Source organism: Photobacterium japonica, assembly GCF_050337005.1.
Lineage (GTDB): Bacteria > Pseudomonadota > Gammaproteobacteria > Enterobacterales > Vibrionaceae > Photobacterium > Photobacterium japonica.
On the sequence record NZ_JAKJSN010000019.1, the window covers coordinates 77,395 to 96,039 of the forward strand.

General features: G+C 49.2%; 21 protein-coding genes. 13 read left to right on the forward strand and 8 right to left on the reverse strand.

The window, feature by feature from the left end:
• Positions 1–9: 9 nt before the first annotated feature.
• Positions 10–2,589 (reverse strand): nitrite reductase large subunit NirB, encoded by a 2,580-nt coding sequence (gene nirB, locus L4C36_RS08750; protein WP_428477420.1) that lies wholly within the window; start codon positions 2,587–2,589, stop codon positions 10–12.
• 301 nt (positions 2,590–2,890) lie between these two features.
• Positions 2,891–3,409 (reverse strand): GNAT family N-acetyltransferase, encoded by a 519-nt coding sequence (locus L4C36_RS08755; RefSeq protein WP_428477421.1) that lies wholly within the window; start codon positions 3,407–3,409, stop codon positions 2,891–2,893.
• 250 nt (positions 3,410–3,659) lie between these two features.
• On the opposite strand from L4C36_RS08755, the gene L4C36_RS08760 reads away from it, so the two are divergent.
• Both L4C36_RS08760 and L4C36_RS08765 read left to right on the forward strand, forming a co-directional pair.
• The gene (locus tag L4C36_RS08760) at positions 3,660–4,280 is read left to right on the forward strand and encodes a 3'-5' exonuclease (protein ID WP_428477422.1); all 621 of its coding nucleotides are present in this window, start codon (positions 3,660–3,662) and stop codon (positions 4,278–4,280) included.
• 114 nt (positions 4,281–4,394) lie between these two features.
• Positions 4,395–4,772 carry a PH domain-containing protein gene (locus L4C36_RS08765; RefSeq protein ID WP_428477423.1) on the forward strand — a complete coding sequence of 126 codons (378 nt, stop codon included), beginning with the start codon at positions 4,395–4,397 and terminating at the stop codon, positions 4,770–4,772.
• 60 nt (positions 4,773–4,832) lie between these two features.
• On the opposite strand, the gene L4C36_RS08770 is transcribed toward L4C36_RS08765, so the two are convergent.
• Complete coding sequence (locus L4C36_RS08770) at positions 4,833–5,495, reverse strand: alpha/beta hydrolase (RefSeq protein WP_428477424.1); 663 nt, start codon at positions 5,493–5,495, stop codon at positions 4,833–4,835.
• Positions 5,496–5,604: 109 nt separating this feature from the next.
• Entirely contained in the window at positions 5,605–6,075 is a 471-nt protein-coding gene (locus L4C36_RS08775) for a glycine zipper 2TM domain-containing protein (RefSeq protein WP_428477451.1), read from the reverse strand.
• A 304-nt stretch (positions 6,076–6,379) separates the two neighbouring features.
• Here L4C36_RS08775 and L4C36_RS08780 point away from each other — a divergent pair, with 304 nt between their 5' ends.
• The 5 genes from L4C36_RS08780 (at position 6,380) to L4C36_RS08800 (ending at position 11,140) form a co-directional block, all read left to right on the forward strand.
• Complete coding sequence (locus L4C36_RS08780) at positions 6,380–6,868, forward strand: hypothetical protein (RefSeq protein ID WP_428477425.1); 489 nt, start codon at positions 6,380–6,382, stop codon at positions 6,866–6,868.
• A gap of 110 nt (positions 6,869–6,978) precedes the next feature.
• Positions 6,979–8,061 carry a rod shape-determining protein RodA gene (gene rodA, locus L4C36_RS08785; RefSeq protein ID WP_428477426.1) on the forward strand — a complete coding sequence of 361 codons (1,083 nt, stop codon included), beginning with the start codon at positions 6,979–6,981 and terminating at the stop codon, positions 8,059–8,061.
• A gap of 231 nt (positions 8,062–8,292) precedes the next feature.
• A complete protein-coding gene (locus L4C36_RS08790) occupies positions 8,293–9,561 on the forward strand; it encodes an O-acetylhomoserine aminocarboxypropyltransferase/cysteine synthase family protein (RefSeq protein ID WP_428477427.1) in 1,269 nt (422 codons plus the stop codon).
• 170 nt (positions 9,562–9,731) lie between these two features.
• Positions 9,732–10,319, forward strand: a complete 588-nt coding sequence (locus L4C36_RS08795) for a hypothetical protein (RefSeq protein ID WP_428477428.1) — start codon at positions 9,732–9,734, stop codon at positions 10,317–10,319.
• A 179-nt stretch (positions 10,320–10,498) separates the two neighbouring features.
• Entirely contained in the window at positions 10,499–11,140 is a 642-nt protein-coding gene (locus L4C36_RS08800) for a DJ-1/PfpI family protein (RefSeq protein WP_428477429.1), read from the forward strand.
• A 12-nt stretch (positions 11,141–11,152) separates the two neighbouring features.
• On the opposite strand, the gene L4C36_RS08805 is transcribed toward L4C36_RS08800, so the two are convergent.
• The 3 genes from L4C36_RS08805 to L4C36_RS08815 form a co-directional block, all read right to left on the reverse strand.
• The gene (locus L4C36_RS08805; RefSeq protein ID WP_428477430.1) at positions 11,153–11,500 is read right to left on the reverse strand and encodes a DUF1840 domain-containing protein; all 348 of its coding nucleotides are present in this window, start codon (positions 11,498–11,500) and stop codon (positions 11,153–11,155) included.
• A 20-nt stretch (positions 11,501–11,520) separates the two neighbouring features.
• Positions 11,521–12,093 (reverse strand): rhomboid family intramembrane serine protease, encoded by a 573-nt coding sequence (locus L4C36_RS08810; RefSeq protein WP_428477431.1) that lies wholly within the window; start codon positions 12,091–12,093, stop codon positions 11,521–11,523.
• 126 nt (positions 12,094–12,219) lie between these two features.
• Positions 12,220–12,759, reverse strand: a complete 540-nt coding sequence (locus tag L4C36_RS08815) for a hypothetical protein (protein WP_428477432.1) — start codon at positions 12,757–12,759, stop codon at positions 12,220–12,222.
• Between the two features lie 155 nt (positions 12,760–12,914).
• On the opposite strand from L4C36_RS08815, the gene L4C36_RS08820 reads away from it, so the two are divergent.
• A complete protein-coding gene (locus tag L4C36_RS08820) occupies positions 12,915–13,118 on the forward strand; it encodes a hypothetical protein (RefSeq protein ID WP_428477433.1) in 204 nt (67 codons plus the stop codon).
• A gap of 29 nt (positions 13,119–13,147) precedes the next feature.
• Positions 13,148–13,699 carry a DUF4136 domain-containing protein gene (locus L4C36_RS08825; protein WP_428477434.1) on the forward strand — a complete coding sequence of 184 codons (552 nt, stop codon included), beginning with the start codon at positions 13,148–13,150 and terminating at the stop codon, positions 13,697–13,699.
• Positions 13,700–13,843: 144 nt separating this feature from the next.
• On the opposite strand, the gene aroG is transcribed toward L4C36_RS08825, so the two are convergent.
• On the reverse strand, positions 13,844–14,899 hold the full coding sequence (aroG, locus tag L4C36_RS08830; RefSeq protein ID WP_428477435.1) for a 3-deoxy-7-phosphoheptulonate synthase AroG: 1,056 nt from the start codon (positions 14,897–14,899) through the stop codon (positions 13,844–13,846).
• Between the two features lie 287 nt (positions 14,900–15,186).
• On the opposite strand from aroG, the gene L4C36_RS08835 reads away from it, so the two are divergent.
• The 4 genes from L4C36_RS08835 to L4C36_RS08850 all read left to right on the forward strand — a co-directional run bounded on the left by L4C36_RS08835 (position 15,187) and on the right by L4C36_RS08850 (position 18,612).
• Entirely contained in the window at positions 15,187–15,924 is a 738-nt protein-coding gene (locus L4C36_RS08835) for an amino acid ABC transporter ATP-binding protein (protein ID WP_428477436.1), read from the forward strand.
• An 11-nt stretch (positions 15,925–15,935) separates the two neighbouring features.
• Positions 15,936–16,763: an amino acid ABC transporter permease gene (locus L4C36_RS08840; RefSeq protein ID WP_428477437.1), complete on the forward strand. Its 828-nt coding sequence runs from the start codon at positions 15,936–15,938 to the stop codon at positions 16,761–16,763.
• Positions 16,764–16,866: 103 nt separating this feature from the next.
• Positions 16,867–17,676, forward strand: coding sequence for a transporter substrate-binding domain-containing protein (locus tag L4C36_RS08845; RefSeq protein WP_428477438.1), 810 nt, complete (start codon positions 16,867–16,869; stop codon positions 17,674–17,676).
• A gap of 45 nt (positions 17,677–17,721) precedes the next feature.
• Positions 17,722–18,612 (forward strand): amino acid ABC transporter permease, encoded by an 891-nt coding sequence (locus L4C36_RS08850; protein ID WP_428477452.1) that lies wholly within the window; start codon positions 17,722–17,724, stop codon positions 18,610–18,612.
• Positions 18,613–18,645: the final 33 nt, after the last annotated feature.

An 18,645-nucleotide genomic window follows, 5' to 3' on the forward strand; every position in this document is an offset into this window, starting at 1 on the left:
AACCTCGCCTTATGCTTCAGTCAGAGACGGTTCAGTCAGCGTCACATGTAAAATGTCGCCTTTCGCGTCAGGGTGTTTTTCAGTAAATGTGGCGGGGCGGTGCTGTTCACGCTCTGGAGTAAATACCACATTGTCATCACGCTTATCGGCATTAATGAAATGCGCAAAACGCGTTAGCTGTGACGGGTCATTAATGGTCGCTGTCCACTCACACTCGAACGCATCCACCAGCTTGGCAACATCAACCTCTAACTGTGCATTGATGCCCAGCTTGTCGTTAACGATGACGTCTCGCAGGTAGTCCACACCGCCTTCCATGTTTTCCATCCACACCGAGGTGCGCTGCAGTGGCGCCGCGGTACGAATATAAAACATCATAAAGCGGTCGATGTATTGAATCAGGGTGGCTTGATCGAGATCGCTGGCTAGCAAATCCGCATGACGCGGTTTCATCCCGCCGTTGCCGCACACGTACATATTCCAGCCCGCATCCGTCGCGATAATGCCGAGATCTTTCCCCTGTGCTTCCGCACATTCACGGGTACAACCTGACACACCAAACTTCATTTTGTGGGGAGTACGGATGCCTTTGTAACGGTTTTCGATGAAAGACCCTAAGCCAACAGAGTCTTGCACGCCATAACGGCACCATGTTGAACCTACGCAGGTTTTCGCCATGCGCAAGGCTTTGGCATAGGCTTGACCGGTTTCAAAACCCGCATCAATCAACTTGCCCCAAATCGCGGGCAGATCGTCTTTTTGCGCGCCAAATAAACCAATACGCTGCGCACCGGTCACTTTGGTGTAGAGCTGGTATTCTTCGGCCACTTTCGCCAGTGCGCCCAAGGCTTGTGGTGTCACTTCCCCCCCCGCCATACGCGGGATGACGGAATACGTACCGTCTTTTTGAATGTTGCCGAGGAAGTTGTCATTGGTGTCATGCAGCTTCACCAACTGTGGCTTGAGGATATGTTCGCCCCAGCATGACGCCAGAATCGAACCCGCCAACGGTTTACACACTTCACAGCCGTAACCTTGGCCATATTTAGCCAGTAACTCATCAAACGTTTTGATTTCATCAATGCGGATCAAATGGAACAATTCTTGGCGAGAATACGCAAAGTGCGCACACACATCGTTCTTCACTTCGATGCCAGATTTTGCTAATTCCGCATTCAGCACRGACGTCACCAGAGGAATACAGCCCCCACAGCCCGTACCCGCCCCTGTTACGGCTTTAATATCACCAATGGTGTGATGGCCCTGTGCAACTGCTTGAGCGATTTTGCCTTTGGTGACATCAAAACACGAACAAATCACGGCAGATTCAGGCAACGAATCCGCGCCTAATGTCGGCTTTTCAGCTCCAGCATGTGCCGGTAAAATCAACGCATCTGGGTGTTCTGGCAGGTCAATCTCATTGAGCATCAATTGAAGGAGATCGCCATAATCGGCGGTATCCCCGACCATGACCGCGCCAAGCAGCTTTTTATTGTCTTGTGACACAATCAAGCGCTTGTACACTTCTTGTTCTTCGTTTTGGTAAACGTAGCTCTTACAACCTGGCGTGCGACCATTGGCATCCCCAATGGAGCCCACTTTCACACCCAATAGTTTCAATTTGGCCGACATGTCAGCGCCTTCGAAAGTGCTGTCAGTGTTACCCAATAAATGGTCAACCGCCACCGTCGCCATTTTGTAACCCGGAGCGACTAAGCCGTAAAACGTGCCATTCCATGAAGCACATTCACCAATGGCGTAGATATTCTCGTCAGAAGTTTGGCAATGGTCGTTAATAGCAATGCCACCACGCGGGGCGATATCCAGTTCCATTTGACGCGCCAGTTTGTCTTGCGGACGAATACCGGCCGAGAACACAATGAAGTCGGTTTCGAGTTCAGTGCCATCCACAAAACGCATTACGTTACGTGCGGTCTTACCTTCAGGGGCGATTTCTGCGGTATTTTTGCTGGTATGCACGTTAACGCCCATACGCTCAATTTTCTGACGAAGCTGATTGCCCCCCGCCAAGTCCAGCTGCTCTGCCATTAGCTTTGGCGCAAATTCCACCACGTGGGTGTCCATGCCCAGCGCCTTCAGGGCACCCGCCGCTTCGAGTCCAAGCAAGCCACCACCAATCACAACGCCGCTTTTGCTGTTTTTGGCACAGGCTTCGATTTGCTTGAGATCTTCAATGGTGCGGTAAACGAAGCAATCTTTGCTTTCATTACCTTTAATCGGCGGTACAAAGGGGAAGGAGCCCGTGGCAAGAATCAGTTTGTCGTACTGAATTTCACGACCGGTTGATGAGTAAACAATGCGGTTTTGGCGATGAATATTGATCGCGCGTTCGCCGAGCAGTACTTGAATACCGTGTTTTTCGTAGAAGCCTTCTTTAACTAAAGACAACTCTTGTGCAGTGTGATGGGAGAAATAAGAAGAAAGGTGAACACGGTCGTAAGCGACACGGGGTTCTTCACAGAAAACGGTAATCTCTAGGTTTGAGACATCCGTTTTCTCAACCAGATCTTCGAGATAGCGATGGCCCACCATGCCATTGCCGACGACCACCAGTTTGAGCTTGCTCATAATCAGTTCCAGCCATTATCTGTAATACTGACCTGATTGTGAGTTATGAACAAAAATGAACATATGATGTAAATCAATTACCGTTTTAAACTACCCTAAAGGGGTAGGTATGACGACAGTGGTGAAATTATCAACAAGATACCGCCAGGGAATGTAGTAAAGTTTCATTATTTGTCATTTTAAAGCAGCCAAAATAGGCAATTCCACAGGCACACTGTGGTGTATCTCTCACTAAAAAAACACACTGCCTAAATTATTAGACAGTACGATTTGATCGACTTAAACCCGCTGTTACGGCTCATCATAGCGTAGGCTGAAGTACTTTCCCCATGACCCATTCATCCACATAGCAACCACCGACATTCATTGCTTCTTGCTTTACCCCTTCTTTCACAAAGCCAAACGCATGGTATAAACCGATGGCTTGCGCATTGTGGGCCATCACAGTCAATTCAAGCCGATGAATTAAACGCGCCCTTGCCTCTGTTTCCAACGCGGTAAACAACTGACGGCCGATACCCTGCCCGCAATAGGACTGCTTAATGCCAATCACACAGCGCATAACGTGCTTCACTCGAGATAACCCCGTCACTAACCCTGCTATATAGCCGACAATCTCACCGGAGACATCATCAACCGCCACCAGCATGACGCCCTCTGCCCCATCACTCAATTGTTGTAATCGAGTTGCTTTCTGTGCCAGCGTGGTCGTACGTTCGTCTGGTTCATACAGCATAAATGCGGTTTCATTGTCTAACTGTTGATCTAATGCGAGCATCTGTTGCGCGTCATCTATCGTCACTTCCCTGACAATCATCATTGGGCTCCTTTCTCTGTTTTGTTGTGTGCGAATGCTAGGTTTTGTCTTTAAATAACAGCACTTAGCTTTTAACGTAAACCTGTCAACTTACCCGCCAAGCCTCTGTACGACCAGTCACACACACCGCTTCTGAACGCCATATCACGCAAACACACCTTGCGGTGTTTCACATTTCATCACGCACAACCTCATGTATACTGGCAAGCAGTACGCTTAATGCCACAAACAGCAAAGATATAAAGGTATAAATGTGAAAAAACAGTCGGCAAACACCGTCATCGTATTGGACTTTGAAACCACCGGCCTCTCACCGAATATGGGCGATCGCGCCATTGAAATTGGTGCAGTAAAAATCCAAGATGGCCAAGTCATCGATCAATTTCAGCAACTGATGAATCCCGGTTTTCGTGTCAGTAGTTTTATTGAAAGCTATACAGGGATCAGTAACCCCATGCTGGCCGATGCACAGCCGTGTGAGACGGTAATGGATGACTTTGCTGATTTCATTCAGGGCTACAATTTGATTGCTCATAATGCGTCATTCGATCAGCGTTTTTTAGATGCTGAACTACAACGCATTGGTCGTACCTACCCCGGTGAATTTGCCTGTTCAATGTTGATTGCACGCCGGCTGTACCCACACTCATCCAATCATAAATTGGGGACCTTGGTGCACACATTGGATATCGACAACGACGGCACGTTTCACCGTGCATTAGCCGATGCCGAAATGACAGCCAAGCTGTGGCTGCGTATGCTGGATGATATTCAGCACCAATATCGCATTCCTGCACTGACATTTGAAGGGATGCACAAGCTTAGCAAAACCAGTAAAACGGCAGTACCGACCTATTTACGCAAGCTGGCTTAAATTAAGTTAGATTAAATTAGCTGCATTCAACGGCGACAGCCAGTATTCACACAATAACCGCAACGCGACAGCATTCGCTTGGTGGGTTATCTATGATGATGAGGAGTAACACGCATGGGATTATTCAGTGCTTTGATCGGCAACGCCGGTGAAATGGATCAAGATGAAGCGTATGAAGAGTTGTCGACCATTTTAGGTAACGGTGAAGCCATTGAACTGGCATACAAACTGGTTCGAGACATGATTGTACTCACCAATCGCCGCCTGATTTTAATCGACAAGCAAGGGCTAACGGGGAAGAAGATTGAATACCGTTCAGTACCCTACAAGTCGGTGACCATGTTTACGGTAGAAACCACCGGGCATTTCGATTTAGATGCCGAGTTGAAGATTTGGGTATCAAGTCAATCCGAGCCACTTAGCTTTGAATTTAGTGGTAAAACCAACATTTACACCCTGCAAGCGCTGCTTGCGGAAAAAGTGGCGGGATAAACCGCCACGCTCGTTACTGCGCGCAATGACAGATGCACAATGACCAATGCAATGCCATCGCTATACAGACAAGATATGTCGGATCCACGCTGACATATCTGTAATTTGCGGGTAACACACTTGGTGTTCCATATTGTATTCACGCCAGTTGGGTGACAACCCTAACTGTTGCAATGCCGTGTAGGCCGATTTGGCTAAGGGTAAATACACCACGGGATCAAAGCGACCGTGCATGATCTCGATCGGCAAAGCGTGGTTTGCGGCGCTGACCGTCATGCCATCCGCTGTCGGGAAATAGGTCGATAACGCCAGTAAACCCGCTAAGGGATGCGGATAGGTTAACGCGGTGTGATAGGCCACCGCGCCCCCCTGCGAAAAGCCCACCAACAAGATGCGATCACTGGCGATCCCTTTCTCTCTTTCCTGATCAATCAATGCAGCCACTTGATCTGAAGAGGCCAGCAATTGCACTTCATTAATCGTACGTCCTGCCCCCATGGATAAAATATCGTACCACGCAGGCATAACCATACCGCCATTGATGGTCACCGGTATGGATGGAGAATGCGGGAAAATAAAACGAATCGGGGCGTCTTCCGGTAAGCCAAGTTCAGGCAACAACGCTTCAAAATCATGCCCGTTGGATCCTAACCCGTGCAACCAAATCACAGAGGCTGTAGGCGTCACATTGGGCTCAACCACCACTGCTGATAATTGCTTCATCGTGTTTCTCTTTCTCTAAATTGAATGAAACCATCTTTATCACGTTGGCGGGACACAAACAATAATGCCGCGACAAATGCTGCGGCATTACAGGTTTACACCATGACGTTTATTCAGGCATCACACGCGCGGTTCTGCCATCCACATTCACGCGGACTCGCTGCCCGACGGTAAACATCATATTCGGGTTGGCCTCTTGCACAATCGCAATGGTCTCACCGGTATCATCCATTTTTATGGTCAGGTTAACCCCGTTGCGGCGCGTCACCCCTTCCGCGGCTTTGGTCCCCGCGTAGCCACCGAGTAAACCGCCCCCAATGGCAGCAATGTCAGACCCTGAACCCCCACCGACTTTAGATCCTAAAATCCCCCCAACGGCAGCCCCTGCCAGTGCGCCTATCGCTTGCCCTTCCCCCTCAATATTGACGGGTTCGGTTTTCACAATGGTGCCATACCGCACTTGCTGTATGCTCCGCGTATCGGCCACACCATAAGAATCCCCATAAGGATTACTTGAGCACCCTACCAGTCCTAAACCGGACCCCAACAATAAGCAGCACGCCATTAACATGGCATACATTCGCTTCAGAAAAAGCGGTTTCTTCATTCTGGATGGCATTGCATTCGTCACTAAATAAGAGCGCTTCACATCACACCTGCCTGCATACGGTTATTTATCTTCATCAAGTATAGCAAGGGCTGTTTTATCGCCATCAGTTAATAACTTGAACAATAAGCGAGCAAGCGCACAAAAAATGCGCGCTGAAGCGAACGAAAATATTGCATTTTTTCACTCAACAGTTACTTTACTTTGCCCCCGCTCAATAATGATAAGCAGGTGGCCTTGAGCGGTCGTAATCATCCCCTTTGATGCAGAACAGGCAATGAAAAAACACCTCACATTACAGCCTATGCTTTTCATGCTGTTTGGCTTATCGCTTGTTGCGCTGATCGCCAGTTGTCGTCATTTTTTATTGCCCGGCACCGCCTCTGGTCAACCGCTCACTTGGATCAACGAGCTGATTGAAACCCGTCGTCAAGACGATGATCTCGATGATCGCGCCACGGCGCTCGCCCAATCAACACAAACTGCACGTCCAGAGCATACGCACAGCGCTTCGGTATACGGTACCCATTTCACCCACACCTCACACTACTCTTTGGCAGTGCATCGCACCTTGCCAGCGGAAAGCCGCCGCCTAAAAATTCAGCGCTGGGTTCGCACGGCCATGGTTGTCGCCATTGTGCCCACGCCTTCTTACCATTTAACCCATGATCTTCACCGCCTCGGCGGCTGGAAAGACGCCAATCGGCAATATCGCGCCATGGCTGAACGCCCCTTTATCTCTGCTTTCTCACCGTTAACCGCTTAAGGCGGTGACCTAAACGATGGTGCGTATGACACCGCGTATTGGGATTTTTTCCTGCTCATGTTTGCTCGCAACATGAAGATCTCTTTTCGTTATTTTGTTGAAACACAGTGATGTTGAATTTCAGACCCCGAATTGATTACCCGTTACTCTTTGCCATTATCTTGCTAATTTTACTTGGCTCTCTCACGGTATGGAGTGCCAGTGGTTTTAGTGAACCCATGCTGGAACGCCACCTTGTTCGTGCCTTGATCGCCATTAGCTGTATCTTGTTCATGTCGGCGATTTCACCACTGAAATACCAACTGGCGGCACCCTACCTCTACGGGTTAGCGGTCGTGCTGCTATTGGGCGTTATTGTGATGGGTGACAGTACCAACGGCTCTCAACGTTGGTTAGCTTTGGGACCTATCCGCTTTCAGCCTTCTGAGTTGGTAAAAGTCGCCGTCCCCTTAATGGTCGCTTGGCTACTGGTGGTGGATGCTGGCCGACCGGATCTGAAAAAGATCGCCGTATGCTTATTGGTCACAGGCGTGCCGGCAGGGTTGATTTTCATTCAGCCTGATTTGGATGGTGCCATCTTTACGGTGATCTATGCGCTATTCGTGCTGTTCTTTGCCGGCATGAGCTGGAAGATCATCGGCTCCTTCTTGGGGGGGATCGCAACGGCGGTGCCGCTGCTGTGGTTCTTTGTCATGGAAGCCTACCAGAAAAAACGTGTCACCCAATTTCTGGATCCGGAATCTGACCCACTCGGTGCGGGCTATCAAATCATTCAATCATTGATTGCGATTGGTTCCGGCGGTTTGCGCGGTAAAGGCTGGATGAACGCGACCCAAGGCCATCTGGGTTTCATTCCAGAAAGCCACACCGACTTCATCTTCTCTACCTACGCTGAAGAATGGGGCTTTTTCGGCAGCGCGCTGCTATTAGGTTTATACCTGTTCATTGCTGCTCGCGTGATCTGGCTGGCTTGTCAGTGTGAAAATCCATTCAACCGGTTGGTAAGCGGTACGTTCGCCCTGAGTTTCTTCCTGTATGCCTTCATCAACATGGGCATGGTCAGCGGCGTATTGCCCGTAATGGGTAGCCCACTGCCGTTCTTCAGTTACGGCGGTACGGCGATGATTACCCAAGGCGTCTGTTTCGGTATTGTGATGTCGCTGTGTTTATACAAGCCTTATAAGCCCAAGTAATCACACCACTTTCATTCCATTTTTCAGCTATCAAGCGCGGCATTTTTGCCGCGCTTTTTTGTTGTTGGCGTTTTGATGCTGCTTTTCATCAAATGCGACTTTCTGGTAGCGCGTGAAATCGAATAGTGCGCAAGATCAAATTCTTTTGCTGATTTATCAGTAAAGTGATGGTTGCTTTGCTATACACCCAAGTAACCCTTTTCTGTCTATGTCTCGATTCAAGGATGACGAATGAAAGACGAAACGCTCTCGATCCACTTTGGTTATGAAACCGACCCGACGACCAAATCAGTTGCTACCCCTATTTATCAAACGGTTGCGTATGAATTTGATAATGCGCAACACGGGGCGGACTTATTCAATCTAGAAGTCCCAGGTAATATTTACACCCGCATCATGAACCCGACCAACGATGTACTTGAAAAGCGGATGGCTGCGTTGGAAGGCGGTATTGCAGGGCTTGTTGTCAGTGCAGGCAGCGCCGCTATTAACTATGCCATTTTGACCCTCGCCCAAGCGGGTGACAACATTGTATCTACCCCACAATTGTATGGTGGCACGTACACACTGTTTGCCCACATGCTGCCAAGACAAGGCATTGAAGTGCGGTTTGCCGCCGATGACAAACCGGAAAGCCTTGCCGCTTTAATCGATGAAAACACCAAAGCAGTGTACTGTGAAAGTATCGGCAATCCCGCAGGTAACATCGTGGACATCGAGCGCATTGCCACCCTCGCCCACGCACAAGGTGTGCCCGTGGTGGTCGATAACACGGTAGCGACACCGGTGTTGTGCAAGCCTATCGAATTTGGTGCCGACATTGTGGTGCATTCTTTAACCAAGTATGTCGGTGGCCACGGCACCACCTTGGGGGGCGTCATCGTCGATGGCGGTAAATTCCCATGGGCGGATCACAAAGATCGCTTCCCGAACATGAATGAACCCGAGCCGTCTTACCACGGCGTGGTGTACACCGAAGCCTTTGGCGATGCTGCCTTCATTGGTCGTGCCCGTACCGTACCGTTACGCAATACCGGCGCTGCACTCTCACCGATGAATGCCTTTATGCTGCTGCAAGGGCTAGAAACCTTGTCACTGCGCATGGAAAGACACACTGAAAATGCATTGAAAGTCGCGGAATACCTGCAAGCACATGACAAAGTCAGCTGGGTCAGTTATGCCGGATTACCGACATCGCCGTTCTTCCCGTTGGCCGAAAAATACATGGGTGGCAAACCGTCTGCCATTTTGTCGTTTGGCTTGAAAGACGGCTATGACGCCGGTGTGCGTTTCTATGACGCGCTGAAAATCTTCAAACGTTTGGTGAACATTGGGGATGCGAAATCCTTAGCCTGTCATCCGGCGTCTACCACGCATCGCCAATTGAATGAACAAGAGCAAAAGCAAGCCGGTGTCAGCCCCGAGATGATCCGCTTGTCGGTAGGGATAGAACACATTGATGATATTTTGGCGGACTTGGAACAAGCGCTAAACGCGTAATGCCAGCCCCACCTAAGACACAGGCCTGATAATGATTCAGGCCTTTTTTTTTGTTACACTTAAACCATCGATACATTACTGATAAATCAATTAGTAATGAGATAATTCGCCGACTTTTTGGCATAATCACCCACACTCTTTATTAGCCACCGATACCTCACCCATACATCATGACAAAACTCAGCCCACCGTCTGTACTGCGCACCCAAAAACTCACGCATGCATTGCAAAATACGCTTATCGCTACATCTTTGTTAGCCTCCTCTTTTTTGGCGAGCAGCACGGTCAATGCCAGCAACTTTAGCTACAACTACGTCGAAGCGCGCGTGCCGATGAATCCCGGTGGTATTGGTGCGGCGGCCAGCCTTCAGCTCCACCCCAATGCCTACGCCATTGTTGAAGTCGAAAGTAACTTTGATGATGTTTGGCAACTCAAAGGCGGCTTAGGGTTCAATGCGCCGATCAGTCCCTACGCAGACATTACCGGTCAAATTAAACTGCTGTCAGTCAAAAATGAGGACTACGACAAGACACTCGGTCGCAGTGGTTCGGAACTCAATATTGGTTTGTCAGGCTGGGTACTGCCACAAATCCAAGCGGGCGGCACTGTCGGTGTCATTGATTTAAACAAAGACTTCACCCTTGTGAGTATGTTTGCACGTTTTCACGCCAGCAACGCGTTCTCGTTCGGGGCCGAATGGCGAATAAAAGACATTGATGATCACGGTGTGATGCTGTCGGCACGCTACCCTTTTTAGTCTCTCTTTTAACGAGAGAATCCACATTCGCATCAGGGTTAGCCCACATACATCTATTGGCTAATCCGTTCGTGACACTCGGCGATTAATCGATTCATCTTGGCGCCATAGAATAATTCACACCTTGGCCTGAACACGTCTATTCTTGAGTGACGTCTCACCATCATGCTTTAGGTGCCATGTCTGAAATCCCCCAACCGGCAGAAAAACCTCAATATACGATTGCCATTTTATTGTATGAAGGGGTCGATCTGCTCACCACCAGCACGGCCATCACCACCTTTAAGCAGCATCCTGATGTGTTTGAGGTTCAACTGTTATCCGAACAAGGTCTCGCAATATGCAGTCAGCAAGGGGTATCCCTCGCGGCCGACAAAGACTGCTTGACGGCGACATCGTATGACATATTGATTGTACCGGGCGGGCAAGGCGTACAAGCGGCACTCGACAGCGCTGTTTTGATGGCGTGGTTACGTCAGCAAACCTATCCCTTACGCTATGTCTGCGGATTGGGGACTGGTGCGGCATTATTGGCACAAGCAGGGCTATTAACCGACTATGCGGCGACGACCGATAAACGGCATTTTCATTGGGTAAGCGGGTTTGGCGAAGGGATAAACTGGTGCCCAGTGGCACGCTGGGTGCAAGATGAACACCGTTTTACCGCATCGGGGGGCATGGCAACATTGGACATGTGCTTGGCGTTAATCGCCCATTTTATGAATGAAGATACAGCGCGCAAAACCGCCATTGCATTGGAGTATATCTGGATAAATGACCCCGATGATGATCCGTTTGCGCCACTGCATATTGTCAATTAGACAACATCCTCGCTATTCCCAGAGGATGAAACACTCGGCCTCTTGTGCGGACTTCAACATCGCAATTAACGGAATCGCACGGGTATGCAAGCTCACAACGGGCTCCACATCCATCGCGTTCACCTGTTCATCATCCAACACATTGCCGTCTAGCCCTTGTTGAGCGAGTTCGGCATGTTGTTCATCGTAATGCAATTTTTCTGTCGCCAAAGCGAGCTTGGCTAACGCCATTGGGATATCTTCTGGTTCCATAGCGCCGGGTACATGGTCAGAATGGCCCATCATGCGCAACATTTGCTGCGCTACATCACCGAACATCACAATATCGGCACACGTTTTACATTTAAAGGTAACGAGCATATTCTCACCTGTTGATTTGTTTACTGTTTAAGCGCCTGTTGACGCTTATCACGTCGAGCGTAAATGTAACCAAAAAGCCCACCCGACAGCGCCCCAAACAAATGACTCTCAAAACTGATCCACTCATTCAGCGGCAATACGCCCCACACCATGGAGCCGTAAAAGAACATCACGACCACGGCAATCACAATGGATTTAACACTGCGATACATGAATGCGTAGACCAATAAGTAAGCCCATAAGCCGTATATCACACCACTTAAACCAATGTGATAATTCATACGACCAAAGAGCCAAACACCGATGCCGCTGCCTAGCCAGCAAATCAGAAAGACCGCGATCAAACGCGCGGCACCTGAACGTGAAACTAAAAACGCCAGCACAGAAAACGACAGCATATTGCTGATCAAGTGACCCCACGATCCGTGTAAAAACGGGTAAGACACTATACTGGGCAAATTTGCAATGTGGCGGGGTAAAATCCCATACCCCGATAACCCACCGCCAGTGACAACATTAACGACATGCACCACCACACAAATGCCCACGACAACGGCAATCATACTGATAGCATCGCTCGTTTTCTTTTCCACACCTCACCTCCTTGTGATGTTATTGTCTGTCATCTCACGCTCTTTGCCCTGTCACGTTACGCCCAATACAGAGAAGGATCAATGCCTTCGCCAAATACACGGCGAAACCAGACCGAGCCCGCTACGTTACTCCAGTGTATTTTTCGCTCCGTTCTTTATCGGTTTTTCACTTTTTTTGTCCGCATTTTTGTCAAAACCCAGCGCTTCCGCGCTTAACATCCATTCACTGGTACTGGGTGACGAGATAGGTTCCAGCGTATAAATAACGGTCGTCGGATCCCCCCCTGTACACGTTGTACCGGTTTGCTCAATCGCTGCGCTGAACAATGGCCGTTGATGATTGATCGACATGCACCATTCCCCCCGCATTTCACCACTGCGTAAGCGGCAAATCCGCTCAATTAACGCCTGAAACTCTTCGACCGAGCCTTTCTCTGTGTCTAAACACCACAGGCGTTCATAGTGAATGTACCCATCATTGGGGTGATACACTTTGGCGGGGATCACCGCGGTGAAATCCAACAAACCACCACGGGTGGCTTTGACGTACTCTTCCGAGATCGTTGAAATATCTTTCCCCAACTCAGGATCCGGTTTGGAATAAAAGCTGCTGATACAGGCCACCAGCAATGTGCATATCATCACTATCACCCAATGTCGGCTCATGACTACCTACCGTGCCGTTGCTATCTTAATCTCTGATCTTAAGCATAGTGGGTTCACTTATTGCAGATGTCTTAATCCGTATATTTCACATAGGCAAATCCCTGCGCGATCAACTACCTTTTAGTAAGCAGCGTCTTTTACTCATACGGTAGATTATGTCTTTCCCCCCAAACGAACGTGTACTTATTGCCGATACTGCCCCCATTCTCGAGGCTTTTCTCGATAACGGGTTGCACCTCGATTTTGCAATTTACTGCCAGTTCCCAGGGTGTGAAGCGCTACTGCAAAAGGCCGAACAAGCCCACCCCCTGTCGATAGAGTTTAACGATGGCGCCATTGTTGCCCATCCGCAAACTTAACGGCACGTGGTGTGACAAGGACACTTCCCATGCGCATACCTGTTTCTCTGATCGCCGTAAGTAGCGTGTTGATGGCATGCACCTCCGATGTCGCTACCGATTACAATCAAGCCGCCAATTATAGCCTGTTCAAAACCTATCAATTCGCACCGTTTAAAAGTGACAATGTCACTACATTGGATGGGGGTCGCGTACAAGATGCGATTGCCAGCGAGTTGTATCAAAAAGGGCTAACCAAAGTGCCGTCCGGTGCTGATTTAACGGTACGTCACGCAATTATCGAGCAAAGCGATTACAAATCGTATGGCACATCGTTTGGTTTCGGTTATGGCTACCAGAATTGGGGATTAGCGTACAGCGCCCCTACTGATTTTAAAGAATACCGATACGGCAAATTAGTCGTGGAACTGATTGATAATGCCAATAAGCAGATTGTATGGCGGGCTATTTCCAATAAAAAACTCACTGAATCCATGTCGCCTACAGCGCGTCGACAATTCATTGATGGGCAGGTGCATGAAATGTTCAAAGACTATCCGCCCGGTCAAGTCAGTACGAACAACAACAACAGTGGCTATTAACACCACATCAAAAGCCCGATAAAAACTATGCCGATAAAATCAACGGTGATCAAAACAACCGCGATCAAAAAAACCTGACAGTGTCAGGCTTTTGTTTCATCATGCTTCACGCATAAACGCGAGGAACAAATCTCACCAAGGCAACTACGCGTTTTCGCGGCGCTTTTTCACATCACTCGCTAACTGACGCAGTACCGTTTCGGTGTCTGACCAGCCAATACACGCATCAGTAATACTCTGGCCATAGGTCGGGGTTTGTCCTTCCACGATGTCCTGACGTCCTTCCACTAAATGACTTTCAATCATCACGCCGAAGATAGCTTTGTTGCCAGAGGCAATCTGCTGACCCACATCTTCCGATACCAACAACTGACGCTGGTACTGTTTCAGGCTATTAGCGTGGCTAAAGTCGACCATCACTTTCTGGCGTAAACCCGCACTGGCTAACTGATCGGTAATCGCGGTGACATGCTCTTGGCTGTAGTTCGGCGCTTTACCGCCACGCAAAATGATATGGCAATCTTCATTGCCTGCCGTCGAGACAATCGCAGAGTGGCCATATTTGGTCACGGAAAGGAAATGGTGAGGCGCACTGGCTGAGCCAATCGCGTCGGTCGCGATTTTGATGTTGCCATCGGTGCCGTTTTTGAAGCCCACCGGACACGACAGGCCTGAAGCCAATTCACGGTGTACTTGAGATTCCGTGGTACGTGCACCGATCGCGCCCCAACTGATCAAATCACCCATGTACTGTGGTGTGATCATATCAAGGAATTCACCGGCCGTCGGTACGCCTGCATCCGTAATATCAAGCAAGAGTTTACGGCCAATGCGCAGGCCATCATTCAGTTGGAAGCTGTTGTCCATGTACGGGTCGTTGATCAACCCTTTCCAGCCGACGGTCGTACGCGGTTTTTCAAAATAAACACGCATCACCACTTCCAGCTCGCCACTCAGTTCATCACGTAGCGTTTTGAGCTTTTTACCGTATTCCAGCGCCGCTTGAGGATCGTGAATCGAACATGGGCCGACAATCACAAGCAGACGATCATCTTCGTCATTCAAGATTCGGTGAATAGCTTGGCGGGATTGATATACCGTTTCAGAGGCAACTTCTGTTGCAGGGAAACGCTCGAGTACTGCTACGGGCGGGAGGAGTTCTTTAATTTCGCGAATACGAACATCATCGGTCTTATACATGTTTACTTCCTGAATCAACGCTGCCAAGTGTAACGCAATATTTACGCCGTTGGTTGACAATAAATTTCACATCTCGTTGACTTTAACTTATCTTCATTCTACTGGCAGTGCAAACATTAATTAGCCGAATGTCACAAATTTTCATTTCGCACACAAAATAGCCGATTTAATCATTAACTGTCGACGTAATCATGCCATACACTGATATTTGGAACATTACTTTGAAATCTTTCTTTCAAAGCAATAACATAAGTTCAATAATTTATAGTGATACCAAGGTTGATTACATGGCTGAAGATGCGGTCATTGCATTTAGCAATATTGATAAATGGTATGGAAATTTCCATGCATTAAAGAATATTAACCTCACAATCACACGTGGTGAAAAATTGGTGGTTTGCGGACCATCAGGTTCCGGCAAGTCCACGTTGATTCGCTGTATCAACGGATTGGAAAAATTCGACCAAGGCACACTCACGGTTGCTGGCCACCCTTTGGATCAGCGTCATTTACACCGCATTCGTGGTAACGTAGGCATGGTGTTTCAACACTTTCATCTTTTTCCACATATGACGGTACTGGAAAACCTCACCCTCGCCCCACGCCGTACACTCAAACTCAGCAAAAAAAACGCCGATGCGCTGGCGATGGAATACCTTGAGCGCGTACACATTGCACATCAGGCTGATAAATACCCCGCACAGCTTTCTGGGGGCCAGCAGCAACGCGTCGCGATTGCCCGTTCACTGTGTATGAAGCCCGATATTTTACTGTTTGATGAACCCACGTCGGCGTTGGATCCAGAAATGATCCGTGAAGTATTGGATGTGATGAAAAACTTGGCCCATGAGGGCATGACTATGGTGTGTGTCACGCATGAAATGGGGTTTGCACGCAAAGTGGCTGATCGGGTTGTGTTTATGGATGAAGGGGAAATCATTGAAGTGGCACCACCCGCAACGTTGTTTGATGCGCCTTCACACCCGCGCACACAGCAATTTTTGCAACAAATTCTCAGTTACTAGTGGGTAAATCGATGCCAAATTCCCACACATCCTCATCAACCCGTTTTCACACTGTACTGCGTATCGTGCAACCGGTGCTATCTGGCCTACTGCAAATCGGTTTAGTGCTTGGCGCGCTGTATTGGCTGCTTCAAAGTGGCGCAGAAGCCATGAACTACCGCTGGCAATGGTACCGCATCCCGCAATACCTCTGGTTTGTGGAGGACGGCGAATGGTTCCCAGCCGAACTCTTGGAAGGCTTGCGCGTCACCCTTGAAATTTCAGCCGTCAGCCTTGTCTTTACGTTACTGATTGGTCTTGTCACCGCCATGTTGCGGCTGTCTGATTCCATTGTCGGACGCACATTGGCACGCGGGTATATTGAACTGATCCGAAATACCCCGCTGCTGGTGCAAATATACCTGCTGTATTTTGTCTTTGGCCCCATGCTGGGCTTGGAACGCTTCACCACTGCCGTACTGGCGCTGTCCTTATTCCAAGGCGCCTATACCGCTGAAATTTTCCGTTCTGGCTTAACCAATATCGATCGGGGGCAATTTGAAGCCTGTGACAGCCTTGGACTCAACACGTTCGACAAATACCGCTTTGTGATCTTGCCGCAGGTCATTCGACGTATTTTACCGCCATTGACCAATGAAGCGGTGTCACTGGTGAAAAACTCATCAATCGTCAGCATCATGGCAATTTTTGATCTGACAACCGAAGGCCGCAATATCGTTGCCGATACCGCGATGCCCTTTGAAGTGTGGTTTACCGTAGCGGGTATTTACCTGTGCGTCACACTGGCACTGTCAGCGTTTGCCGCGTGGTTAGCCCATCGGTTTAACGCACAGCACTGATACAAAACGACAAATACAAACTCGAACTACGCACTACCTATCTTTTTTGGCCACCACCGCGATAACCGCCAGTGGCCCCTATTCACTACAGGAGAATGGAAGCATGAAACGTCTCTTTTCTGCATTTTTAGCCATGGCTATCCTCGCCACCGCCTCAATCGCACAAGCGGCTGAAAAATCCGCCCTGACCGAGATTAAAGAACGCGGCACACTGCGTGTCGGTTTATCCACCTTTGTACCTTGGGCCATGCGTGATAAGCAAGGAGAACTCGTCGGTTTTGAAGTGGATGTTGCCCGCCGTTTAGCCAGTGATGCTGGTTTAAACGTGGAATTCATCCCTACCGCATGGGATGGCATCATTCCCGCTCTGCTCGCGGGTAAATTTGATGTGATCATCGGTGGCTTATCCATCACACCCGAGCGTAACCTGAGTGTCTTGTTTACCGCCCCTTATGCCCATTCAGGAGTACAGCTTGCGGCGAATAAGGCCATGGCCGGTGATAAAGCCACCATCGCCGATTACAACAAGCGCAGCGTGACGCTGGCCGTGCGCCGTGGTGCATTTACGGTGCAGACAGCGAAGAAATACTTCCCAAAAGCCAAACTCCGCCAGTTTGATGATGAAGCCCAAGCGTTCCAAGAAGTGCTCAATGGCAATGCACATGCTGTATTGGCGTCATCCCCTAAACCCGAGCAAATGACCATTACCTATAAAGATAAACTGTATCTGCCTTTCTCTGAGCGTCTTAGCCGTGGCTCTGAGGCATTTGCGATCCGTCAGGGTGAATTTGATTTGCTGAACGTTTTCAACAACTGGATCCTGCTACGCACGGAAGACGGTTGGTTGAAAGAGCGTCATGACTATTGGTTCACGACACTCGATTGGCAAAACCAAGTGGCAGAAGGACAGTAAACCTTGTCGCAAACACACTTGGAACCTCACGAACACGCCCAGCCAATGTCGATAAAACGCAAACCGGCTTGGTTACGTCTTAACGCTCTCGACGGGGCCTTGCTGGCCCTTGTCGTTGCTTTTGGTGCCTGGCTGTATTACCGCTCAGCCGTTGGTATTCATTACCGGTGGGATTGGACAAGAGCCTTTGATCTGATCTTCAGCCAAGGCGCTAACGGAGAATTGCCCTACTTTTTCCAAGGCCTGATCGCCACCGTGCGGTTAAGTTTATGGGGCATGGTGTTTGCGGGGGGACTGGGCTTATGCTTGGCGCTCGCTCGACGCTCACCTTGGCAATTACTGCGGCTACCGGCACAAGCTTATATTCAGTTGGTGCGTAATATTCCCCCTCTGGTGTTTGTGTTTATCTTTTACTTTTTCATCTCAAGCCAGCTTATCCCTGCGCTCGGGTTGGAGAATGTTTTACGTAATCACAACGAGAGTATCAACCCTGTTCAAGCGTGGTTGTTTGGCCCAGCGAAGCTGTGGGAGAACCTCTTTTCAGGCGTACTCTGTGTCGGGCTGATTGCAGCGGCTTATATTGCCGAAGTGATCCGCGCGGGGATTGATGCCATTCCCAAAGGGCAATGGGAAGCGGCCGATTCACTGGGGTTGTCGCGTTGGGATCGTTTTCGTGATGTGATTTTCCCGCAAGCATTGAGCGGCATTGTGCCGCCCTTAGCGGGGCAGTTTATTTCGCTGGTGAAAGACTCATCCATTATTTCGCTGATTTCCATTCAAGAGTTAACCTTTGTCGGCAGTGAGATCGCAAACTCTTCAGGCTTAATCTTTGAAATATGGTTACTCGTCGGCGCCGGTTATCTTGTGCTGTGTTTGGTACTGTCTTTGTTGTTCAATCGATTGGAGAAACGCAGCCAGCGTCATACGGCACGGTAACCACTCCTCACCGATTAGCAGAACGACAAACGG

Coding starts and splice junctions, on each gene's coding strand:
- L4C36_RS08755 (WP_428477421.1), bottom strand. CDS start 3,409: ATGATGATTGTCAGGGAAGTGACGATAGATGACGCGCAACAGATGCTC.
- L4C36_RS08765 (WP_428477423.1), top strand. CDS start 4,395: ATGGGATTATTCAGTGCTTTGATCGGCAACGCCGGTGAAATGGATCAA.
- L4C36_RS08770 (WP_428477424.1), bottom strand. CDS start 5,495: ATGAAGCAATTATCAGCAGTGGTGGTTGAGCCCAATGTGACGCCTACA.
- L4C36_RS08775 (WP_428477451.1), bottom strand. CDS start 6,075: ATGTATGCCATGTTAATGGCGTGCTGCTTATTGTTGGGGTCCGGTTTA.
- L4C36_RS08780 (WP_428477425.1), top strand. CDS start 6,380: ATGAAAAAACACCTCACATTACAGCCTATGCTTTTCATGCTGTTTGGC.
- rodA (WP_428477426.1), top strand. CDS start 6,979: ATGTTGAATTTCAGACCCCGAATTGATTACCCGTTACTCTTTGCCATT.
- L4C36_RS08790 (WP_428477427.1), top strand. CDS start 8,293: ATGAAAGACGAAACGCTCTCGATCCACTTTGGTTATGAAACCGACCCG.
- L4C36_RS08795 (WP_428477428.1), top strand. CDS start 9,732: ATGACAAAACTCAGCCCACCGTCTGTACTGCGCACCCAAAAACTCACG.
- L4C36_RS08800 (WP_428477429.1), top strand. CDS start 10,499: ATGTCTGAAATCCCCCAACCGGCAGAAAAACCTCAATATACGATTGCC.
- L4C36_RS08805 (WP_428477430.1), bottom strand. CDS start 11,500: ATGCTCGTTACCTTTAAATGTAAAACGTGTGCCGATATTGTGATGTTC.
- L4C36_RS08815 (WP_428477432.1), bottom strand. CDS start 12,759: ATGAGCCGACATTGGGTGATAGTGATGATATGCACATTGCTGGTGGCC.
- L4C36_RS08820 (WP_428477433.1), top strand. CDS start 12,915: ATGTCTTTCCCCCCAAACGAACGTGTACTTATTGCCGATACTGCCCCC.
- L4C36_RS08825 (WP_428477434.1), top strand. CDS start 13,148: ATGCGCATACCTGTTTCTCTGATCGCCGTAAGTAGCGTGTTGATGGCA.
- aroG (WP_428477435.1), bottom strand. CDS start 14,899: ATGTATAAGACCGATGATGTTCGTATTCGCGAAATTAAAGAACTCCTC.
- L4C36_RS08835 (WP_428477436.1), top strand. CDS start 15,187: ATGGCTGAAGATGCGGTCATTGCATTTAGCAATATTGATAAATGGTAT.
- L4C36_RS08840 (WP_428477437.1), top strand. CDS start 15,936: ATGCCAAATTCCCACACATCCTCATCAACCCGTTTTCACACTGTACTG.
- L4C36_RS08845 (WP_428477438.1), top strand. CDS start 16,867: ATGAAACGTCTCTTTTCTGCATTTTTAGCCATGGCTATCCTCGCCACC.
- L4C36_RS08850 (WP_428477452.1), top strand. CDS start 17,722: ATGTCGATAAAACGCAAACCGGCTTGGTTACGTCTTAACGCTCTCGAC.